The sequence below is a fragment of the Halorubrum sp. C191 genome, from assembly GCF_002727095.1.
Classification (GTDB): domain Archaea; phylum Halobacteriota; class Halobacteria; order Halobacteriales; family Haloferacaceae; genus Halorubrum; species Halorubrum ezzemoulense.
This window is the reverse complement of the sequence record NZ_NHNZ01000111.1, coordinates 76,598-96,525: the sequence shown is the minus strand read 5'-3', so window position 1 is coordinate 96,525 and position 19,928 is coordinate 76,598. Positions and strand designations below refer to the sequence as shown.

19 protein-coding genes and 1 pseudogene are annotated in these 19,928 nt (G+C 68.4%); 10 read left to right on the top strand and 10 right to left on the bottom strand.

What is annotated here, in order from left to right; translation table 11 throughout:
- Nucleotides 1-35 precede the first annotated feature (35 nt).
- The 3 genes and pseudogenes from Z052_RS11715 to Z052_RS21290 form a co-directional block, all read right to left on the bottom strand.
- Nucleotides 36-977, bottom strand: a complete 942-nt coding sequence (locus Z052_RS11715; RefSeq protein ID WP_086216740.1) for a DUF4129 domain-containing protein — start codon at nucleotides 975-977, stop codon at nucleotides 36-38.
- An 85-nt stretch (nucleotides 978-1,062) separates the two neighbouring features.
- Entirely contained in the window at nucleotides 1,063-2,112 is a 1,050-nt protein-coding gene (locus tag Z052_RS11710; RefSeq protein WP_099289037.1) for an MBL fold metallo-hydrolase, read from the bottom strand.
- A gap of 64 nt (nucleotides 2,113-2,176) precedes the next feature.
- Nucleotides 2,177-2,326, bottom strand: a pseudogene (locus tag Z052_RS21290) (PAS domain-containing sensor histidine kinase); the annotation flags it as partial.
- 505 nt (nucleotides 2,327-2,831) lie between these two features.
- Between Z052_RS21290 and Z052_RS11700 the strand changes: the two are divergent.
- The 3 genes from Z052_RS11700 to Z052_RS11690 all read left to right on the top strand — a co-directional run bounded on the left by Z052_RS11700 (nucleotide 2,832) and on the right by Z052_RS11690 (nucleotide 7,300).
- Nucleotides 2,832-3,206: a hypothetical protein gene (locus Z052_RS11700; protein WP_089307995.1), complete on the top strand. Its 375-nt coding sequence runs from the start codon at nucleotides 2,832-2,834 to the stop codon at nucleotides 3,204-3,206.
- Between the two features lie 458 nt (nucleotides 3,207-3,664).
- On the top strand, nucleotides 3,665-5,953 hold the full coding sequence (gene purL / locus Z052_RS11695; RefSeq protein WP_094579867.1) for a phosphoribosylformylglycinamidine synthase subunit PurL: 2,289 nt from the start codon (nucleotides 3,665-3,667) through the stop codon (nucleotides 5,951-5,953).
- A gap of 159 nt (nucleotides 5,954-6,112) precedes the next feature.
- Nucleotides 6,113-7,300 (top strand): ABC transporter ATP-binding protein, encoded by a 1,188-nt coding sequence (locus Z052_RS11690; protein WP_089307993.1) that lies wholly within the window; start codon nucleotides 6,113-6,115, stop codon nucleotides 7,298-7,300.
- A 54-nt stretch (nucleotides 7,301-7,354) separates the two neighbouring features.
- Here the strand turns inward: Z052_RS11690 and Z052_RS20530 are convergent, their stop codons facing one another.
- From Z052_RS20530 to Z052_RS11680, 3 genes are all read right to left on the bottom strand, one after another.
- Nucleotides 7,355-7,504 carry a hypothetical protein gene (locus Z052_RS20530; protein ID WP_167373067.1) on the bottom strand — a complete coding sequence of 50 codons (150 nt, stop codon included), beginning with the start codon at nucleotides 7,502-7,504 and terminating at the stop codon, nucleotides 7,355-7,357.
- 85 nt (nucleotides 7,505-7,589) lie between these two features.
- Nucleotides 7,590-9,785, bottom strand: a complete 2,196-nt coding sequence (locus Z052_RS11685) for an LUD domain-containing protein (RefSeq protein WP_094579866.1) — start codon at nucleotides 9,783-9,785, stop codon at nucleotides 7,590-7,592.
- A complete protein-coding gene (locus Z052_RS11680; protein ID WP_049931506.1) occupies nucleotides 9,786-10,292 on the bottom strand; it encodes a lactate utilization protein C in 507 nt (168 codons plus the stop codon).
- 185 nt (nucleotides 10,293-10,477) lie between these two features.
- On the opposite strand from Z052_RS11680, the gene Z052_RS11675 reads away from it, so the two are divergent.
- Together Z052_RS11675 and Z052_RS11670 are read left to right on the top strand one after the other, a co-directional pair.
- Entirely contained in the window at nucleotides 10,478-12,190 is a 1,713-nt protein-coding gene (locus Z052_RS11675; RefSeq protein ID WP_086216746.1) for an L-lactate permease, read from the top strand.
- 69 nt (nucleotides 12,191-12,259) lie between these two features.
- Complete coding sequence (locus Z052_RS11670; RefSeq protein WP_094579865.1) at nucleotides 12,260-12,538, top strand: hypothetical protein; 279 nt, start codon at nucleotides 12,260-12,262, stop codon at nucleotides 12,536-12,538.
- A 160-nt stretch (nucleotides 12,539-12,698) separates the two neighbouring features.
- On the opposite strand, the gene Z052_RS20525 is transcribed toward Z052_RS11670, so the two are convergent.
- The 4 genes from Z052_RS20525 to Z052_RS11650 all read right to left on the bottom strand — a co-directional run bounded on the left by Z052_RS20525 (nucleotide 12,699) and on the right by Z052_RS11650 (nucleotide 15,112).
- A complete protein-coding gene (locus Z052_RS20525; protein WP_241897933.1) occupies nucleotides 12,699-12,983 on the bottom strand; it encodes a DUF3368 domain-containing protein in 285 nt (94 codons plus the stop codon).
- 229 nt (nucleotides 12,984-13,212) lie between these two features.
- Nucleotides 13,213-13,503 carry a hypothetical protein gene (locus Z052_RS11660; RefSeq protein ID WP_099289036.1) on the bottom strand — a complete coding sequence of 97 codons (291 nt, stop codon included), beginning with the start codon at nucleotides 13,501-13,503 and terminating at the stop codon, nucleotides 13,213-13,215.
- Nucleotides 13,504-13,619: 116 nt separating this feature from the next.
- Nucleotides 13,620-14,315, bottom strand: coding sequence for a hypothetical protein (locus Z052_RS11655; protein ID WP_241897932.1), 696 nt, complete (start codon nucleotides 14,313-14,315; stop codon nucleotides 13,620-13,622).
- A gap of 215 nt (nucleotides 14,316-14,530) precedes the next feature.
- Complete coding sequence (locus Z052_RS11650) at nucleotides 14,531-15,112, bottom strand: hypothetical protein (RefSeq protein ID WP_049932329.1); 582 nt, start codon at nucleotides 15,110-15,112, stop codon at nucleotides 14,531-14,533.
- Nucleotides 15,113-15,568: 456 nt separating this feature from the next.
- On the opposite strand from Z052_RS11650, the gene Z052_RS11645 reads away from it, so the two are divergent.
- From Z052_RS11645 to Z052_RS11630, 5 genes are all read left to right on the top strand, one after another.
- Complete coding sequence (locus Z052_RS11645) at nucleotides 15,569-15,928, top strand: hypothetical protein (protein WP_094579862.1); 360 nt, start codon at nucleotides 15,569-15,571, stop codon at nucleotides 15,926-15,928.
- On the top strand, nucleotides 15,925-16,260 hold the full coding sequence (locus Z052_RS11640) for a hypothetical protein (protein WP_094579861.1): 336 nt from the start codon (nucleotides 15,925-15,927) through the stop codon (nucleotides 16,258-16,260). The genes Z052_RS11645 and Z052_RS11640 overlap by 4 nt, the downstream gene beginning before the upstream one ends.
- Before the next feature lie 62 nt (nucleotides 16,261-16,322).
- Nucleotides 16,323-16,895, top strand: coding sequence for a hypothetical protein (locus tag Z052_RS19770; protein WP_141212111.1), 573 nt, complete (start codon nucleotides 16,323-16,325; stop codon nucleotides 16,893-16,895).
- A 447-nt stretch (nucleotides 16,896-17,342) separates the two neighbouring features.
- Nucleotides 17,343-18,923, top strand: coding sequence for a CARDB domain-containing protein (locus tag Z052_RS11635; RefSeq protein ID WP_094579860.1), 1,581 nt, complete (start codon nucleotides 17,343-17,345; stop codon nucleotides 18,921-18,923).
- Nucleotides 18,924-18,987: 64 nt separating this feature from the next.
- Nucleotides 18,988-19,908, top strand: a complete 921-nt coding sequence (locus Z052_RS11630) for a hypothetical protein (protein WP_049932333.1) — start codon at nucleotides 18,988-18,990, stop codon at nucleotides 19,906-19,908.
- Nucleotides 19,909-19,928: the final 20 nt, after the last annotated feature.

Genomic DNA, 19,928 nt, shown 5'->3' with positions numbered 1-19,928 from the left:
CACCGTCTCGCCCGCGCTCTCCGTCAGAGCGCGCGTCACGAGTCGCCTCCGTGCCGCTCCTCGATCCGACGCAGCGCCTCGACGGCGCGGCGCTCTCGGTCGTCGGTCGCGTCCTCGCCGCCGTATCGGACCCGCTCGAACACCTCGGTGAGCGCGGTCACCGGCTCCTCGGCGACGCCCGCGTCGACCGCGGCGGCCGCGAACTCCGCGGGCGTCGAGGAGTCCGGCCGGTCGACGTCGAGGACATCGGTCATGTCGCGCCACGCGCGGTACACCTCGTTGTCCGCGTCCGAGGACTCGATCCGGTCCGCGACCTCGCCGGCCGTCCGCCCGACCGCGGCGAGGTCCGGCGGCTCCTCGACCGGTTCGTCGGTCCGGTCGCCGCCGCCGTCCGCCTCGTCGTCGCCGCCGGCGAGGAGCAGCGCGGCGACGCTCGCGATCACCGCGGCGACGACGACGACCGCGAACAGGATCTGCGGCGCCGACGCCGCGCCCTCGCCGCTGCCAAGCCCGCCGCCGGCCGCGCCGGTCGACAGTAACTCCGTCCCGTTGCTGCCCATCCCGAGCGAGGTGGAGACGTTCTCCGCGACCGACCGGCACGTCGACAGCACCCAGAACAGGACCGCGATCGGGGCGCCCATCACGCCGGCGACGGCGACGCTCGCGAACGGCGACCCGGTGTCGCGATAGGTGACCCCCGCGAGCAGCGTCAGGCCGACGAGCAGCGCGATCACGGCGGGCGGCTCCCTGAGGAACGGCAGACAGAGCCCCGGCGCGGAGAAGTCGCCCGCCTCCCCCGACGACGTGAGGACGCCGGGGTCGCCCGTGTCAGATCCGACGCTCGGGGCGTCTCCGCCGCTCCCGCCGAACCCGCCGCCGCCGGTGTCGACGGCGGTGTCCAGCGTCGCGGCCGCGACGCCGAGCGCGACGAGGGCGAGGAGGGCGACCGCGACCGCGACGAGGGCGTCCCGCTTCACGTCCCCGACTACGCCGGCCGCCGGGAATAGCTTTCGGCGGCGGTCGGTTTCGGGGTCGCGCCGGAACGCCCCCGATCCTCTCCGCCTACGCGTCGTCGCTCCCGTCGACGACGTCGTCGAGCGGCGTCGTCGGGAACAGGGCGTCGACGTCGGGGTCGGGGTCGACGAGTCGGTAGGCGGTCCCGTCGGGCTCGACGACGCCGGCGTCGGCGAGGTGGTCGAGGTGCGAGAACGCCTCGCCGGGACCGTGGAGGACGTGGATGTCCTCCAGCGAGCCGAACAGCGCGGCCGACACCTCCCACGCGGTCGCCGGCCCCGAGTTGTCGAGGACCCCGATCACCCGGCGGGTCCGGTGCCGATGGTGGTCGAGGATCGTCGCCGCGCGGCGGCTCGGCTCGTCGATCCGCTGACGGTGCCCCGGATGCGCGGCGTCGAAGTCGCGGTCGACGATCCGCGCGAGGCTCTCGGCGTAGGCCGCGAGCGCACCCTCGACGCGGATGTCGGCGCCGCCGACGTTGGGGGTGTACTTCGGGAGCAGCGCGTCGCCCGTGAGCGCCTCCTCGGTCGCGTCTTCACCAGCGATGGGGTCGTGGTCCGACACAGCCCGCGGGTCGAACGCGAACCCGGAGAGTCCCGCGGTGTGGCCGGGAAGGTGGAGGGCTTCGAGTTCGACGCCGCCGGCCTCGATCGCGTCGCCGTCCGCGAAGGTCGTCACGTCGGCCGGTCGCCCCGAGAGGTCCACGCTGACGGCGTCGAAGAACTCGATCAGCCGCTCCTGGTCGGCGGCGGGCATCCCCCACCGCTCAAACGTCTCGCGCTGGAGGTCGCGGTCGGCGAACAGCGGCGTCTCCGTCCCGTCGACGAGGCCGGCGTCGGCCTCGTGGACGTACACGTCGGCGCCGCCCTCGGCCTGGACCTCGCCGGCGAGTCCCGCGTGGTCCGGGTGCCAGTGGGTGAGGACGACCGCGTCCACGTCGCCGAACGCGTGCCCGTACTCGGCGAGGCCGTCGGCCAACTCCTCGCGGACCTCGGGGAGCGCGACCCCGGTGTCGACGAGCGCCGTCGTCTCCCCGTCCAGTAGGTACACGTCGTTTTCGCCCTCGAAGACGGTGTTGCCGAGCTGAATCCGTTTCACACAGCCACGTCGGCTGCCGGGCATTTCACCGTTTCCACCGCCGGCTCCCGCCCCGGCGGCGCCGTCACTCGATACCGACGCCGGTGAACTCGGAGCGCGCCCCGCCGTCCGGACCGTCGGTGACGCGTACTGCCCAGCCGTGCGCCTCGCCGACCCGCTCGACGATGGCGAGGCCGAAGCCGGTCCCGTCCGAGTCGGTCGTGTGGCCGGCCTCGGAGACCTCGCCGCGCTCGTCCTCGGGGAGTCCGGGGCCGGCGTCCGCGACGTAGAACCCGCCGTCGAGGTCGCCGACGGTGCCGTCACGTCCGCGCCGCCGTGCGAGACGGCGTTCCGCAGGGGATTCTCCAGCACCTGTTTGAGCCGACTACGGTCCGCGCGGACCGTCGCCGTCGCCTCCGCGCGCACTGTCGCGTCCGCGGTCTCGACGCTCCGCCAGCACTCCTCCGCAATCGCTCCGAGGTCGACCGGTTCGAGCGACTCCAGTATCGTCTCGTACCGTCCCAGGTCCCGCGCTCGACGGTCCGGGTCTCGGTCGCCCGTCGCGTTCGATCCCCCGTTCCGGGCGGCCGATAATGAACCGTCTCTCGGCGTCGGCGAGTCGAGAGACGAGCGTCGGCCGGTCAAGCGACGGGCGTCGGCGGGTCGGTCGCTCGGGGGTAGCGGTACCGGTCGCCGGAGCGATCCGTTGAGGCTTTGCTTCTGCCGCTCTTTCCGATCCCATGGAGTATCAACCGGGCGTGTGTAACATCGGACCGACACAGCAGCGACGGCGGCTCCTCCTCGGCGTCGGGTCGCTCGCGCTCGCGGCCGCGTTCGTCGCGGCGGCCGTCTCGTTCGCGTGGCCGCGCTGGTCGCTCATCCTCTCCGTCTTCCCGCTGTACGGCGCCGCGATGGGCGCGTTACAGTACCGCGAGCGGTTCTGTATCGGCTTTGCCGGCATCGGCGTCTTCGACGTGGGCGGGGGGACGAGCGAGATCGAAAACGAGGAGGCGCTCGCCGCCGACCGCAGGAAGGCGGTCAAGCTCAACGCGAAGGCGATGGCGCTCGGCGCGGCCGGGACGGTCGTCGTCTTCGCCGCGGTGACCGTTCTGTAATAAATCTCGCTCGGCGTTCCGGCCGTTTAGTTATAACCAGACCACTCTGGCTAAATCGCTGTCGGCAGACCGACGACGAACACTGCTGACGATCCGGCCGGTCATTCGTGACTGATTGCCGGCGGATCGGTCGTGGGAACCTCCTCGAAAGCCCCAGCCGCTCGGCTATAGATCGTTGCGGCCGTGAGAGCCTCCTCCAAAGCTCAGCCTCCCGGCTGCCCCTTTGAGTCCCACTCCGCACAGCCCCGCACCTCACACCTCCCCAGCCTCGTCGGTGGTCCTCCGCTTCGCTTCGGCCCACCGACTCCCTCGCGCGTGCTGGCTTCGCGGCCGCCGGTGGCGGCCGCTCGCAGGCACGCGCCTCCGAGACCGCTAACTGTGCGGGATCCCGCTCGGGGTATCACCACGAACGTGCGTATAGAAAAGCATTAGAACCGGCTCGATGACCACGTAAGTGAATGAGTCTGTCCGATGCGGACCACGAGCTCGTGACCGCGGAGCTCGGCCGCGAGCCGACGGCGGCGGAGGCCGCGCTGTTCGAGAACCTCTGGAGCGAGCACTGCGCGTACCGCTCCTCGCGGCCCCTCCTGTCGGCGTTCGACAGCGAGGGCGACCAGGTCGTGGTCGGCCCGGGCGACGACGCCGCGGTCCTCGCGCTGCCCGAGCCGGACGCGGCTGACGACCCCGCGGCCGAGCGCGACGCCGACGACTACGGTGACACGTACGTCACCTTCGGCGTCGAGAGCCACAACCACCCCTCCTTCGTCGACCCGTTCGACGGCGCCGCGACGGGCGTCGGCGGCATCGTCCGCGACACGATGAGCATGGGCGCGTACCCGATCGGGCTCCTCGACTCGCTGTACTTCGGCGGCTTCGACCGCGAGCGCTCCCGGTACCTCTTCGAGGGCGTCGTCGAGGGCATCTCCCACTACGGCAACTGTATCGGCGTCCCGACGGTCGGCGGCAGCGTCGCCTTCCACGGCGGCTACGAGGGGAACCCCCTCGTCAACGTCGCCTGCGTCGGCCTCACGAACGAGGACCGACTCGTCACGGCGACCGCACAGGAGCCCGGGAACAAGTTGGTCCTCGTCGGGAACGGCACCGGCCGCGACGGGCTCGGCGGCGCGTCCTTCGCGAGCGAGGACCTCGCCGAGGACGCCGAGACCGAGGACCGCCCCGCGGTCCAGGTGGGCGACCCCTACGCCGAGAAGCGCCTGATCGAGTGTAACGAGGCGCTGATCGACGAGGACCTCGTCCGCTCGGCCCGCGACCTCGGCGCGGCCGGCCTCGGCGGCGCCTCCTCTGAACTCGTCGCGAAGGGCGGCCTCGGCGCGCGGATCGACCTCGACGCCGTCCACCAGCGCGAGCCGAACATGAACGCCACCGAGATCCTGCTCGCCGAGAGCCAGGAGCGGATGTGCTACGAGGTCGCCCCGGACAACGTCGAGCGCGTCGCCGACCTCGCCGAGCGGTTCGACCTCGGCTGCTCGGTCATCGGCGAGGTGACCGACGGCAACTACGTCTGCGAGTTCGCCGGCGGCGCGGACGGCGAGGGCGGCGCGGACGCCGACGGCGCGACCGACCGGGACCCCGAGACCGTCGTCGACGCGCCCGCCGAGTTCCTCGCGGACGGCGCGCCGATGAACGACCTCGAAAGCGAGCCGCCGAGCGAGCCCGACCGAGACTTGCCCGCCGACGAGCCCTCGCTCGACGAGGCGGTCGCGGCCGTCCTCTCGGCCCCGTCCACCGCGAGCAAGCGCTGGGTGTACCGCCAGTACGACCACGAGGTCGGGACGCGCACGGCCGTGAAGCCCGGCGACGACGCCGCGCTGCTCGCGGTCCGCGAGACGGAGTCGACCGACGAAGCGAGCGAAACGGCCGCCTCCGCCGACGGCGTCGGCCTCGCGCTCGCCTCTGGCGCGAACCCGAAGTGGACCGCGGTCGCGCCGTACGAGGGCGCCCGAGCCGTCGCCCTCGAGAACGCGACGAACCTCGCCGCGACCGGCGCGGTCCCGCTCGCCGCGGTCGACTGTCTCAACGGCGGCAACCCGGAGAAGCCCGACGTGTACGGCGCGTTCGAGGGGATCGTCGACGGCCTCGCGGACGCCTGCGCCGCGCTCGACGCGCCCGTCGTCGGCGGCAACGTCTCCCTGTACAACGACAGCGTCGAGGGGCCGATCCCCCCGACGCCGACGCTCGCGGTGCTGGGCACGCGGCGCGGCTACGACGCCCCGCCCGCCGCGCTCGACGCCGACCGCGCGGCCGACTCCGAGCTTCTGCTGGTCGGGTCCGGCGGCGACGCGCTCGGCGGCTCCGAGTACCTCGCGCACGCCGGTGGCGGCGACCGGTTCCCGACCCTACCCGACGAGTCCGGGGCGGCCGACGACCTCGGTGGCCTCGTCGCGTCGCTCGCGGCCGCCGCCCGCCACGAGTCGACGCTCGCGGCCCACGACGTGAGCGAGGGCGGGCTCGCGGTCGCGCTCGCCGAGCTCGTGACCGACGACGCGGGCGTCGACGCGACCCTCCCGGACCGCGTCGCGGCCTTCGACGAGACGCCCGGCCGCCTGCTGGTCCAGACGACCGAGCCCGAGGCGGTCGCGGCCGCGGTCGGCGACCTCCCCGTCTTCCGGCTCGGCGACGTGACGACCGACGGGGCCCTCTCGCTCACCGTCGGCGACGAGTCGGTCGCGCTCTCCGCCGCGGCGGTGCGGGACCACCGCGACGTAATCGAGCGCGAACTGGCCTGAGCCGTCGCTGTGCGCGCGGTGAGCGGCGAGACGGTGCTGTATCACCGCGCGGTCACTCGATTTCGACGCCCCGAGAGCGAGCGATACGCTTTTAGGTGCTCCTAAAGTATGTGGCGGCAACCGCGGGACGCCGGCCATTCCGGTGCCCGCCCCTCATCGATGGCATCCACGGAACCAGTCGGCACGACGCGCTCGACCGAGTCGGACGACGCGACGGCCGATCGATCGGACGACTCCGCGACCGACCACCGGGCGAGCGCCGCCGCCGACGACGGGGCGACCGCCGCCGCGGACCCCGTCCTGTCGCTGTCCGAGGTCACGAAGGCGTTCGGCCCCGAGACCGCCGTCGACGACGTCTCGCTCGACGTGCGGTCCGGGGAACTGCTGACGTTCCTCGGCCCCTCCGGGTGCGGCAAGACGACGACGCTGCGCACCATCGCCGGCCTCGAAGAGCCGACTGAGGGGCAAATCACCCTCGGCGACGAGGTCGTCGCCGGCGACGGGTCGTTCGTCCCGCCGGAGCGGCGCGACGTGGGCATCGTCTTCCAGAACTTCGCGCTGTTCCCCCACCTCACCGTCCGCGAGAACATCGCGTTCGGGCTGACCGACGCCGACGCCGCCGAGAGCGAGGCGCGCGTCGACGAGCTGCTCGAACTGGTCGAGATGACCGACCATGGCGAGAAGACGCCCGACCAGCTCTCCGGCGGGCAGAAGCAGCGCGTCGCGCTCGCGCGTTCGCTCGCCCCCGAGCCCGAGGTACTCCTCCTCGACGAGCCCTTCTCGAACCTCGACGTGCGCCTCCGCGTCGAGATGCGCGAGGAGGTCCGCCGCATCCTGAAGGAGGCGGGCGTCACCGCCGTCTCGGTCACGCACGACCAGGAGGAAGCGCTCTCCATCTCCGACCGCGTCGCGGTGATGAGCGACGGCCGGATCGAGCAGGTCGGCCGCCCCGAGTCCGTCTTCGAGCGCCCCGAGTCGAAGTTCGTCGCCTCCTTCCTCGGGCGGGCGTCGTTCCTCGAAGGAGAGCTCCGCGACGGGAAGGTCGACACCGGCATCGGCCGGTTCGACGCCGTGACGCTGGAGGGATACGACACCGTCTACGACGGCGCGCCGGTCGACGTGCTCGTGCGCCCGGACGACCTCCGCGCGACCCCCGCGACCTCCGAACTCGCCGACGGCGTCGTCACCTCGCGGCAGTACGTCGGGCCCTCCTTCGTCTACCGGGTCGAACTCGACTCCGGCGAGGCGGTCCACTGCCTCCACAACCACGTCGAGGAGTTCGACCTCGACGAGCCCGTCTCCCTCGAACTCACCGCGGACCACCCGCTCGCCTGGTACCCGCGCTAGGCGAGTCCTGCCGGCGGCCGAACGACTACGGAAAAACGCGACGAGCGACGGCGTTCAGAAGGTCGCGAGGAACGGGACGGCGTACGCGATCAGCAGGCCGACCAGCGTGACGGCCGCGCCGACGCCGACCTCGCGGCTCCCGAATTCCTGCATCGGTGCGGTCACGCGCTTGTCCGGGTCGGGCTCGTGCGAGTGGTCGTCCATAGTCCCGGATCCGACCGGGGAACATATAAGCCCACCTGAACTCGACGGCCCCGACTCGCGGAGCGACGCGCCCGGAGCGGGCGCGTCAGCGACGGTCACGCCGCGCGTCGAGGAGCCGGACCGGATGCGCGGGCCGCCGCGTGAGCAGGGCGTCGAGCTGTTCGAGACAGGACGTGCCGCTGGCGACCACCGTCCGGTCCGCGGTCTCGTCCGTCGTGAACTGGTCCGCGAGCGTCTCGCCGACGTCGACGCTGAGGTCGTAGTACTCGGACTTGTAGCCGAAACTGCCGGCCATTCCGCAACACTCCACGTCGGAGGTCACCACGTCGAACCCCGCGTCGTCGAGGACCGCCGTCGTGTACGGCTCCAGGTCCAGCGTGCGCTGCTGGCAGTGGCTGTGGTAGGCGATCCGTTCGCCGTCGCCGTCGGGGAGCGCGCCGAGGTCGGCGCCGTTCTCCAGCAGGCCGTACACGTACTCCATCACCTCGTAGCTGCGCTCCTTCAGCGCCTCGTGTTCCTCCGTCGGGAGGAGCCGACCGTACTCGCGGTGGAACATCGCGAGGTCGGAGGGCTCGATGACGACGACGTCCCGGCCCGCCGCGACGGCCGGCGCGAGCGACTCGTACACGGCCTCGGCGTTCGACCGCGCGGTCGCGACCATCCCCTGCGAGAGCGGCGCGCGTCCGCTCTCGCCGGCCGCCGGCACGTCGACGTGGACGCCGAGCGACTCGAGGACCCGGACGGCCGCCTTCCCCCGCTCGGTGCGCACGTAGTTGGTGTACGCGTCGGGGTACAGCGTCACGCGCTCGCGAGCGGCGTCGGGGTCGACCCGCGAGCCCCGGTCCGCGAACCAGTCGACGAGCGACTCGCGCTCGAACCGCGGGAGCTCGCGGCGGCTGTCGACGCCGAGCGTCCGTTCCAGCACCGATCGGGCGGGCCCGGCCTCCGCGACCCAGTTCGACAGCGGCGCGAACGCCGACCCGAGCTTCGCCAGCGTGTCGAAGTTCCCGAACAGGCGCTTCTGGAGGTCGATCCCGCCCGGATCCGCGTCCGGCGTGAGCCCCTCGACGAGGAAGTCGAGGTCGCCGTCCGTCCCGCGGTTGATCCGGTCGCGGACGACGGTGTTGATCCACGGGATGTCGATCTTCACCGGACACTGGTTCACGCACCGGCTACACCCCGTACAGAGGTCGTTGAACTCGGCGGCGCTCTCCTCGCCGTGGACGCCCGCCTCCCAGCCGGTCGCGATTCCGCCGGAGTACGTCTCGCCGCCGAAGGCGTGGCCGCCCACGTGCTGGAAGTTCGCACAGGAGTTCGCGCACGCCGAACACCGGATGCAGTACAGCGTCTCCCGGAGCTGGTCGTCGTCGCGCATCTCCATCCGGCCGTTGTCGATTAACACGAGATGGAAGTCGCGCTCGTCGCCGGAGCCGAGCGCCTTGTCGCCGAACGTCGGGGAGTCGGTCGGCGGGGTGAGAAGCGAGACGTAGGAGGTGATGTCCTGGCCGGTCCCCGACCGACCGATGAGCTCCACGAACGGCTGGAGGTCCTCGACGCTGGGGATCACCTTCTCGACGCCCGCGACCGCGACGTGGGTGTCGGTCGCCTGAACGCACTTCCGGGCGTTGCCCTCGCTCGTCACCAGCGCGAGCGTCCCGGTGTCGGCGGTGACGAAGTTCGCGCCCGTCATCCCGACGTCGGCGTCGCGGATCTTCTCGCCGAGGTGTTCGCGGGCGAACCGGGTCAGCTCCTCGGCGGTCTCCGGGGGGTCCTCGGGCTCGAACACCGCGTCGAACAGCGCGGCGATCTCCTCCCGCGACTTGTGGATGGCCGGGGCGACGATGTGCGACGGGGCCTCGTCGGCGATCTGGAGGACGAACTCGGCGAGGTCGGTCTCCCACACGTCGGCGCCGTCCGCCTCGAGGGCCTCGTTCACCTCGATCTCCTCGCTGGTCATCGACTTCGACTTCACGGCTGTGCGGCCGTCGACGACCTCCGTGATGTAGCGGTTCGCGTCCGCGGCGTCGTCGGCGAGGTACACCGTGCCGCCGTTGGCCTCGACGGCCTCGGTCACCTCGTCGATGAGCTCCGGCAGCCGCTCGATCGCGTCCTCCTTGATCGCCCGCGCCTCGTCTTTCAGCCGCTCGTAGTCGTCGAGGTCGCCGGTCGACTCGTAGCGTCCCTCGTTGAACACGCGCGTGTTCTGCTGGACGCTGTCGCCCTCGGTGTCGAGGATGTGGCGGATGTGTTCGGCCTTCCGCCGTCGGTTCTCGGCGCTCATCTACCTGTCCTCCACCAGCACGACGGTCACGTCCATCGGCCCGTGCGCCCCCTTCACGAGTGCGCCCATGTCCGCGGTGGCGCTCGGTCCGGTCGCGATGATCGACTGCCCCGCGCCGTCGCGGACGTCCGCGGCGAGGCGGTCGAACGCGGCGTCCATGTCCGGCAGGACGTCGTCCGCGGCGACGACCGCGACGTGCTCGTCTGCGTACAGGCTCACCGGCTCCTCGCCGGCGGCCCCGCCCTGAATCACCACGGAGCCGTAGTCGGCGATGCCGTATCCGGCGGCGGTGACGCCCGTCGCCGCGGCTTCGAGCTCGGCGACGGTCGGGTCGGTGTTCACCGCGTCCGGGAGCGAGACCCCGTCGAACGGGAGCGGCGCGCCGACCGCCGGGTCGTCGAGCAGCGGCGCCAGCGCCGACTCGAACCCGTCGGCGGTCGTCCGGACGCACTCGACGCCGACCTCGTCGAGCGACGACTCGAAGGTCGCGATTGACTCGACTGACATACGCCGTGGTTGCTGTAACAGCCTAATGGGTGTTTCCCTATACGCAGTTTCCTAACGGGATACATAACGTATCTTTCTCATCGGACGCCCGGCCAGTACCCAACTCCTCGCCAGTAATATCGTCAAAAAAGAAAGTTACATATGGATCGTTGTGAGACGCCCAAACACGGTCGAAAGACATACTCATGACAAACGTACTCTCACTGGCGTTCGTCGGCGTCATTCCGATCGGCGTCGCGTTCGTCCTGCTCGCCGGACTCAGGTGGTCCGCCGCCCGCGCGATGGGGGTCGGGTGGCTGCTCGCCGGGGGGATCGGACTCACCTACTGGGGCATGGAGATCGACTGGCTGGCCGCGTCGGCCGTCTACGGTGCGTTCCAGGCGGTCGACATCATCCTGATCGTCTTCGGCGCCATCCTCCTGATGAACTACCTCGAGGGGAGCGGCGCCATCGCCACTATCAGGTGGTACTTCGGACAGATCGAAGAGGACAGACGCATCCAAGTCCTGCTCATCGGGCTCGGCTTCATGACGATCATCGAGGGCGCCGCCGGGTTCGGGACGCCCGGGGCGCTCGCCGCGCCGCTGTTTATCGGCCTCGGCTTCCCGCCGCTGGCCGCCGCGGTGTTCGGGCTGTTCTTCAACGCGCCGAACCCGCCGTTCGGCGCCGCGGGGACCCCCGTCATCGGCGGCACCGGCGCCGTCATCGACCCGGCGCTCTCCGGCTCGATGGGGGTCTCCGAGTTCCTCTCGATGGTCTCCGCGTGGTCCGGCATCGTCACGGGCGTGACGTACGTGTTCTGGGGGCTGCTCGGCGTGTTCTTCCTGACGTACTGGTTCGGTGACGCCGACGGCGGCCGGAGCGTCGGCGGCGCCGTCCGCGACACGCTCCCCATCGCTCCGTTCGCGCTCCTCCTCGGCGTCGTCACCGGCGGGACGCAGCTGGTGGTCGCGTGGTTCGTCGGGCCCGCGCTCCCCGACATCGCGGCCGGGTTCGTCGTCCTCGGCGTGGGGCTCCTGCTCGCGAACAACAATATCCTCATCCCCGACCGCGAGTGGGACTTCCCGACCGACTCGCAGTGGAGCGACACCTGGCTCGGCGGCCTCGAACTCGACGAGATCTCCCGCGACCAGCCACAAAAAGAGATGTCGGTGCTGCTGGCGTGGACGCCGTACCTCCTCGTCGCGCTCGCGCTGCTCGCCACGCGGTGGCCCGACCTCACGGTCGCCGGCACCGCCGTGCTCCCGTGGATCCAGAGCTTCACCGTCGGCATCGACTCGATCCTCGGCACCGAGCTCGGGTACACGCTCCAGTACCTCTACCTCCCGGGCACGATGCCGTTCATCCCGATCGCCGTCCTCACGGGCCTCATCCACAAGATGGACATCGACGAGATGGGTGCGGCGTGGCGGCGCTCTGCGGAGCAGGTCGCGCCCGCCGCGCTCACGCTGATCATCGCGGTGTCGATGACGCAGGTGATGATCCAGTCGCAGACGAACACCGCGGGCCTCCTCGGCATGATGGAGGCGCTCAGCCGCGCGCTCGCGATCGGCGCGGGCGGCCTGCTCCCGATGATCTCGCCGTGGATCGGCGCCATCGGCTCCTTCATGACCGGGAGCAACACCTCCTCGAACATCCTGTTCAGCGTGCTCCAGTACAACGCCGCCGAGACGGTCGAACTCTCCCGGACGATCGCCGTCAGCCTCCAGAACGTCGGCGGCGGCCTCGGCAACATGGTCTCGGTGCTGAACGTCGCCGCGATCTGCGGCGTCGTCGGCATCACCGGCCGCGAGGGCGACCTGCTCCGGAAGGCGATCGTCCCGATGGCCCTGTTCGCGCTGTTCGCCGGGCTGTTCGGAATGCTCCTGAGCTACGTCCTCGTGCCCGGGCTGTTCTGATCCTCCCGGAAACGCTTTCCCGCGACCGCCTCGGAAGATAGGTCGAACGACTCGACGTCGGAAACCGCTATGAGCGACTCACGAACGCCTGAGGAGGGCTCGTCCGATGCCGACGGCGGTCCCGAGCGGCCGCCCCGCTACGAGCAGGTGATCCGGTGGGCCGAGTACATCAAAACGCAGCCGCCGCAGGTGTGGGGGCCACAGCAGAACGCGGTCGTGAACGGCCATATCGAGAGCGCGCAGGCGGCCGACGTGAGCGTCGAGGAGAAGAAGCGAGTCCGGGAGTTCGCGGACGAGACGTTGCGGGCCGAAGGTGAGCCCGACGAGGAAAATAACAGCGAGGAGTAGATCGACGCCCGAGCTCAGCCGTAGAGTATCTCGTCGATGTCCGCCTCGTCGGTCGCGACCCCGGAACTGACTCGGCCGCGCCGCATTCGTTCCTTTTCTTCCTCTGATAACGGGAGCGGCGATGCCATACCGAGGACTCTCTCACGAGCCGTACTAGTCGTTACTCGAACGACTCCAGCTTCCCGACGACCCTCGTGTACACGTCCGGCGCGACGTACCAGCCGTGGTCGATCATCGCGTCGATTGCGTCACACCCCTCCGCTTTCGACAGCTGCCCGTCTTTCACGGCCGCGAGGACGAGGTACGCGGTCCCGCGCGTCTCGACGCCCTCCACTTCGGCCGCGGAGCGCTCGGCGGACTCGTCCATCACGGCCACCGCGTCGCGTGCGTCCGCGCAGGTGAGGACCGCCACGTCCGCGTCGCTCAGTCCGGGATGGCGACCCAATCGAGTCGCGACCGGCGAGTCGTCGAAGTCGACCTCGACGACGTTGAGGCCTCCGTCCTCGGCAGCCCGCTCGATCCGTTGCGTGTCGTCGTAGCCCGCTTCGATCCCCTCGGTTACGGCCTCGTGGTCACCCGTTCGAGGACGAGTCGGGGTTCCAAGGGGGTCTCCACGACCCCGAGTCGCTCGACTTTCGCGAGAGAGGTTAGTGGGGTCGCGTCGAAGACCCAGCTCACAGGTCGTCGAGGTCGGCTTCGAGGTGGTCGTCCGAAACCCACGGGCGGTCGGACTCCTCGACGAGTCGCGCGAACTCCCAGACCGACAGGTCCGCGAGTTCGCCGCCCTTCGTGAGCGAGACTTCGCCGTCTGCGAACCGTTCCAGCGCGCGTTCGGTCCGCCACGCTTCGAGCCCCTCGGAGAGGAGCTTCCGGACCGCCGTGCTCCGGTCGAGGCGTTCCGATTCGAGGTATTCCTCGAGTTCGGCTTCGAGGTCCTCGGGGACGCGAGTAGAGATTGTGGGCATGTTGTTTGCTATGTGTACGATGTATTCACAGGTTTGCCGGGCACCGACAATAAAATCGACGAACGGCCGCACAGCCACCGCTTACGCGTTTAATATACGGACTCGGTCAGGCGAAACTATTCGTCGAACGGATCGGTTACAGTGTCGTCTTTATCGACCGTGCTCCCTGAGCCGTTGCCCGGGCTGTCCGGCTTCTCGAAGACGCCGTCAATGCCCTCGACTTCGATACCGGCGATCGATCCAGTTCTCTCACCGGCGAAGTCACCGACCCTGAGGTTCGTGTTCACCGGAACGTACTCGAACTCATCGCTGGACGTCACGGTACCGTTGTCGTCCTCACTGTACAACTTCACCCTCGCGACACCGTCGATGCCGCTGTTACCGTTGCTGTCTCCCGTGAGTATCCGCAGCTTGTCGTTGCCCGGGAACTTGATCTTCGTGACCTGCCCGGTGACGTCCCTCGGTCGAAATGTGAACTCTCGGGTCTTGTCGACACTCGCGCCACCGGCCTCGCCCGTGAACGTCAGGACGAACGACCCCTCGCCCGCCTCGCCGAAATCGATCCGCACGTGCGCCTCGTTTCCGGGGCCGAGTTTACCCTGACCGCTCTCGTCGTCTACGTCGATATCTCTCTCTCGGCTCGTCTCGTCTACGAACGTTATCGGCCCCTCGGCCTCGATCTCGTCGATCACGCCGTCCGCCGAGTTCAGCGCCACCGTCAGGTCGAGGTGATCGGCGAACTGGTTTTTGATCTGAACTGCGTTTGCCTTCTCGTCAACCGCGACTCCGAGATACGCGTTCTCGTCCTCCACGACGTTCACCGACACCTCCCGCTCGGCCGAGACGCTACTGAACGCGCCGGTCCCGACGCTCATCGCCCCGGAGCTCGCGCCGCCGAGCAGCAGGATGAGGGTTCGTCGTTTCATATTGAGGGTGTCGTCACGCTTCGTTTGTCATTTATAGCCCGTTTCGACCCTAAGTTATGCGGCGCCGGAACCGCAGAAGGCACCGCCTGAACCGCTGCGCCCTACGTCAGTTCCGGGGGTTCCTCGGGTTCGCCGACCTTCATCTCCGCGGTGTAGTACTTGTGCGTGATCGCGGAGAACGCGAACGCGACGACGATGGCGACCGTCCACGCCATCTCGGGCAGGAGTGTGAACGGCCACGCGCCGAGCCACACCGCGCCGGCGAGCGCGGCGGCGACGCCCGAGAGCCCGAGATAGTAGTCGCTCCACGGGATCTCCTTCCCCTCGACCACGTCCATGTACAGGTCGACGTTCTGAAGCGCGGGCGTCGGCTCGACGATCCCCCGGTCCTTGTTGAACTCGACGACGCCCGCGTCGTCCATCTTCGGCAGGTGGGACTGCTGGAGGGCGGTGTACACGCGCTTGCGCTCGTCGCCCGTGATCTCCGCCATGTCGGTCCCGTTCTCCCACGCCGCGATCTGCTCGGCCATGTCGCCGATCTCGAGTTTCTCCGCCTCCTCCCGCTTCAGCAGATGGACCGCGAACCGCCGGCGCTGGTTCGCCAACACGTCGAACAGGTCGTCTTCTGACACCTCAGTCGTCGGTTCTGCCCCCCGACCGTCCGGCCGCTGTACCGACGCCATTTCTGTCTGACACATATAAACACGCCAACATAAATCCCGTGGTTATGATAATCTGCTAAACTTTCTCGTCGTTCACTCGTGGGTCAACACGAACGCGTAAGTCGGCTTTTGACGGTCTAAGAAGCAGATACGTGGCGTAATACGGATTCTATTCGCGGGCTCTCTAGCCGATATTATCAGGCTTCAGTAACTACCACCCTCGTTACACGGGCGACGATCGCCGCTTCAGGCCGGGCTTGAACGGGGTCTCAGGACCGGCCTGAACCGATCGAACCGGGGTTCAGGCGGGGTCGGAACGGAGCGGGCGGGGCTTCAGTCCCGCCCGGAAGTGTTTCTGGAAATTCATAACGATATGGGATAGGCCCTATGGGTAAAGTAGAGCGACCCCGGGTGACGCGGGATGTCTCGCGTCGGCGGCCCGCGGGTCGCGTGCGGACACAACGAGGTTACACAACTATGGCAAACCGACGCAAGTTCCTCGCCGGACTGGGCGCATTGGCTTCAGGTAGCGCGGCTGCAGTGGGTACGGGCGCGTTAAGTAGTGTTAGCGCAGAACGTTCCGTTTCAGTTGCTGTCGCCACCGACGAGAACTCGTTCCTCGGACTGAATCCGACTGATCAGCGAGCATACCAGGAAGGGGGACAGTTGAAGTTGGACTTCGCGAGTTCTGATGTAAAGGGTGCGACGAACGCAGAAGGCCTGAACCCCAATTCACGGACGACGTTCCTTGACCTGTTCGAAGTCGTCAAAGGGGCGAAGATCCGGTGTATGTCGGTGTCGGAACCGAAAAGAGTGACGTATACGCGAATAGCGTGAGTTCTGCCAACCGAGACAACCACCTGTTCGACTTCAACAATCTCAGTGGCTACGTCTACGCCGAAGGCACCACCGGAAATGGCACAGGACTCCCGTTCAACGGCGGGAATGGAAACATGGTGATTGACTCCGGGGGCCGCGTGGACCTGGACTTCGAGAGCAACGGTAGCTCCGATCCCACCAGTAACAACCAGATCATTAACCCAGGTCAGAGTCTGACCGTTGATTTTGATCTCATCGTAGACGGTAAGGGTCTGGGCGGTGGCGGCGGCAAACGGATCACCGTCGCAGCTGCTGACCCGGACATCTCGCGTGATAATCCGGACACCTAAACAGCGACTACACATTCCCACAACGGTTCGACGCCGGTAGTGGGTCTTCCAAATAATCTAATATGAAACGACGTAGCTTGTTGGCGGCGCTTGCCGGGGTAGCTGGAGTATCCGGTACCGTCGGTACTGGCGCATTCACGAGTGTCTCGGCGGAACGCCAAGTCTCTATTCAGGTTACCGACGATGATGATGCCTACCTGATGATTGACGCCAAGTCAGAATTTCTTCGGGCCACGACGGCGAGTGGGCCTACAGAATTCTATATCCCCGGACTAAAAAAGCGAGCAGACCTTGGTGGCCCGAAAGGAGAAGGTATCGCACCAAACTCGACGTACACTTTCCACGATCTTGCTACAATTGAGAATCGCAGCGAGGATCCTGTTGAGGTATACAGCGATGCGCCGACGCTTCCAAGCGGGTTCGAACGACTCCTGCTTATCGACAGCGATCGACAGACACTCCTAAATAAAGAGGACAACGCAACTGAACTCACGCCGGGTGAGAGCTTCTCGGCAGGGTTGCTCATCGAGGCTGACGACGCGAAAATAATTGATTATGATCTTTCTTTAGATATTCACGCAGATCCAGTTTCTGAGCCATCGCCTGTCTCACCCAGTAATCCCCCTGAGCTGTAATTTTTCATCCGATTTGCCACTGTTTTCAAATATATATCGGAGGTAGTGTAGGCCGAGTGTTCCTGAGGTCCCTTCAGAGATAATTCACCCCCACACCAAGATGTGCCCACAGTGTGTTTGGATCGGTGTGACTGCCTCCGAGAGTATTCATCGTCTAGCTACACCCGTCTCAATCGATCCCAGCGACGTCCAGCACAGCACTCTATGACTCGAACCGGTTAATGTAGGTCCCGAGATTGGCATGGACCCGATTTAATACTAAACCAGCTTGCTGGCGATGTACTTGGAACCGATGAAGAGTCGGACGGTGATCATTTCTCATAGTTCATTTCCTTAGCGACCACCCCAACGTTTGTCTGGTAGATGTCCCGCTACAAGCAACCCCTTCAGTAATTTCAAGCACCGCGTTATCAAGACACTTGAGTTATAAAGTTAATACATTCACCGATGACCGCCACCCGCCGCACCCTGACCCTCGCCCTCCTCCTCGTAGCCGCAGGCTCCTTAGCCTTCGCCACGGGTGCGGCGGTGATCGACGGCGACGCGGACACCGTCGCCGACGGCGACCTCGCGGTCCAACCGGCCGACGGCCCGAACGGGCGGTACGCCTACCTGAACGACGACGAGATCGCGATCGACGTCTCGGCGTCAAATCCGAACATCGAGGATCCCTCCTTCGAGGGCGTGAACGTCGACACGACCGGAAGGATCGACAACGTGTTCACGATCACGTACACGGCCGACGAGTACGCGCACGTGTGGATCGAGTACGCGAGCGAGAACGTCACCTTCGTCGCCGGCGGCGACTCGATCGAAGGCGAGGCGAACAACGTCACGCTCGCGCCGAACGAGACCGTCACGGTCGGGCTCGAACTCGACACGCGCGGGACGGCCGCCGGGGCGCAGCTGGGCGCCGACGAGTTCTCGATCGAGGCGAAGATCGCGGAGCCCGAGGAAGTGGACGCGACCGTGACGGGCGCGTCGACTCCGGGGACCGGCGACGGGGGCCTGACAAAGACGGTCGCCTCGCCGAGCGCGGACCGCCGCGAGTTCGTCGCGAGCGGCGTCGAGTCCGGTGCGGAGGTCCGGTTCCGGGCCGACGGGATGCCCATCGACCGCGACAACGTCACGCTGGAGGGGATCGACCTGGCGGGCGTCCGGAACGAGCGCGTCGAGCTGAACGCAGCGGGGAGCCCGGTCCCCTTCGCGAACGGGAGCGCGCTGACCGCGCCCACGCGTCCCCGTCCGGTCGGGTACCTCTCGCTCGCGCACGAGTTCGCGCCCGACGCGGTCGACGCGATGACAATCCGGTTCAGCGCGGATCCGGCGTATCTCAACGCGACCGGGACCGACCCCGCGGACGTGACGCTCTACCGGCAGACGGACGCGGGCGACTGGGAGGCGGTGTCGGTCGAGGTCGTCGACGAGGCGGTCGTCGATATCCTGGGGCTCCCCGAGGACCGCGTCCACTTCCGCGCGACGACGACCGAGTTCTCGACGTTCGCGGTCGCGACGCGCGAGCCCCGGTTCGACGTGACCGCGGCGACCGTCTCGCCCGAGGCGATCGACCCCGGCGAGAACGTCACCGTCCGGGCGACCGTGCGGAACGGGGGCGGCGCGGCGGGCGAGCGCGCGGTGACGCTGACCGTCGACGGTAACTCGGTCGCGAGCGAGACGGTCGCGCTGGCGCCCAACGAGACGGCGACGCTCTCGTTCGACGAGACGGTCTCGGCCGCCGGCGCGTACGACCTCGCGGTCGGCGGGACCCCCGCCGGGACCCTGCTCGTCGGCGACCCCGGCGGCGACCCGGCGGGCGGTGAGGGGAGTAACTCCGAGGCGACTGGCGGCGACGGGGAGAGCGCCGAGACGGCGAGCGGCTCCGATGCGGCGAGTAGCGCCGCCGACACCGAGGCCGGGCCGACCGAGGAACCCGGGGGGATCGAGTTCGTCGAACTCGGCGGGCTGCTGGCCGCGCTCGCCCTCGCGGTGGCCGGACTCGCGCTGTTCCGCCGGATGCCGCGGTCGTGAGCCCCGGGTCGCATCCGGGGCGCGCGCCGACAGGTCTTAACCGCTGGTCGACGACCCACGGGCCGTGAGCACGTCTGCGACCGACGAGCGCGATCGCTCCGTCGACGGCGGCCCGTCGGATCGCTCCGTCGACGGTAGTCGGCCGGACCGCACGTTCAGTCAGGAGATGCTCGCCGGCGTCCGCGCGACCGACCTGCTCGTCCTGCTCGCGGTGCCCGCGGTCCTGCTCGCGGTCTTCGCGCTGCCGGAGGCGACCCGCCGCTCGCTCGCGTTCGCGTACGCGGACCCGACGGTGCCGTCGGCGTTCGCGGCGCACTACGTCCACCTCGGAACCGATCACCTCCTCGGGAACCTCGTCGGATACGGGCTCCTCGCCGGCGTCGGCTACGCGCTCGCCGTCCTTGGCGGGCGACGGCGGCTCTTCTTCACGTCGCTCGCGACGTACCTCGGCGCCTTCCCGTTCGCGCTGTCCGCGCTGAACCTCGCCGTCCCGCGGGACGCGATCGGCTTCGGCTTCTCCGGGATCAACATGGCGCTCGCCGGACTGCTCCCGATCCTGTGGTACTGCTACGCCCGCGAACACTTCGCGCCTGCGGCCTCGCTGCGCGCGCTGCCGGCGGTCTTCTTCGCGCTCGTCGGGTGGATCGCGCTCCTCGCGCTGCCGGTCTCGACGACGGGCATCGGGGTCGCGGGGCTGGCGATCGGCGTCGCGGGCGCGCTCCTCGCGGTGCTGTACGCGGCCAGCAGCGAGGTCCGGTTCCCGCCCGCGGTCCGGACGCACGCGGCCGCCGTCGCGTCGCGTCCCGGCTACGGGGAACTGCTGGTCGTCGGCGGGCTGGTGGCCGTCGGCTACCCCGTTGTCGGCTTCCCGTCCGACCCCTCGGGTGGCGGGAGCGTCGTGAACCTGTATGTCCACCTGCTCGGGTTCTGCCTCGGGTTCATCGGCCCGTTCGCGCTGCTCGCCGCCGGCGCCTTCGACGAGTAGGGCCGACGGCGGCCGCCCGA

What these genes read in the sequence shown, in the direction of transcription:
- Z052_RS11700 (WP_089307995.1), top strand. Translation starts at nt 2,832, where the DNA reads ATGGAGTATCAACCGGGCGTGTGTAACATCGGACCGACACAGCAGCGA.
- purL (WP_094579867.1), top strand. Translation starts at nt 3,665, where the DNA reads ATGAGTCTGTCCGATGCGGACCACGAGCTCGTGACCGCGGAGCTCGGC.
- Z052_RS11690 (WP_089307993.1), top strand. Translation starts at nt 6,113, where the DNA reads ATGGCATCCACGGAACCAGTCGGCACGACGCGCTCGACCGAGTCGGAC.
- Z052_RS20530 (WP_167373067.1), bottom strand. Translation starts at nt 7,504, where the DNA reads ATGGACGACCACTCGCACGAGCCCGACCCGGACAAGCGCGTGACCGCA.
- Z052_RS11685 (WP_094579866.1), bottom strand. Translation starts at nt 9,785, where the DNA reads ATGAGCGCCGAGAACCGACGGCGGAAGGCCGAACACATCCGCCACATC.
- Z052_RS11680 (WP_049931506.1), bottom strand. Translation starts at nt 10,292, where the DNA reads ATGTCAGTCGAGTCAATCGCGACCTTCGAGTCGTCGCTCGACGAGGTC.
- Z052_RS11675 (WP_086216746.1), top strand. Translation starts at nt 10,478, where the DNA reads ATGACAAACGTACTCTCACTGGCGTTCGTCGGCGTCATTCCGATCGGC.
- Z052_RS11670 (WP_094579865.1), top strand. Translation starts at nt 12,260, where the DNA reads ATGAGCGACTCACGAACGCCTGAGGAGGGCTCGTCCGATGCCGACGGC.
- Z052_RS11660 (WP_099289036.1), bottom strand. Translation starts at nt 13,503, where the DNA reads ATGCCCACAATCTCTACTCGCGTCCCCGAGGACCTCGAAGCCGAACTC.
- Z052_RS11650 (WP_049932329.1), bottom strand. Translation starts at nt 15,112, where the DNA reads ATGGCGTCGGTACAGCGGCCGGACGGTCGGGGGGCAGAACCGACGACT.
- Z052_RS11645 (WP_094579862.1), top strand. Translation starts at nt 15,569, where the DNA reads ATGGCAAACCGACGCAAGTTCCTCGCCGGACTGGGCGCATTGGCTTCA.
- Z052_RS19770 (WP_141212111.1), top strand. Translation starts at nt 16,323, where the DNA reads ATGAAACGACGTAGCTTGTTGGCGGCGCTTGCCGGGGTAGCTGGAGTA.
- Z052_RS11635 (WP_094579860.1), top strand. Translation starts at nt 17,343, where the DNA reads ATGACCGCCACCCGCCGCACCCTGACCCTCGCCCTCCTCCTCGTAGCC.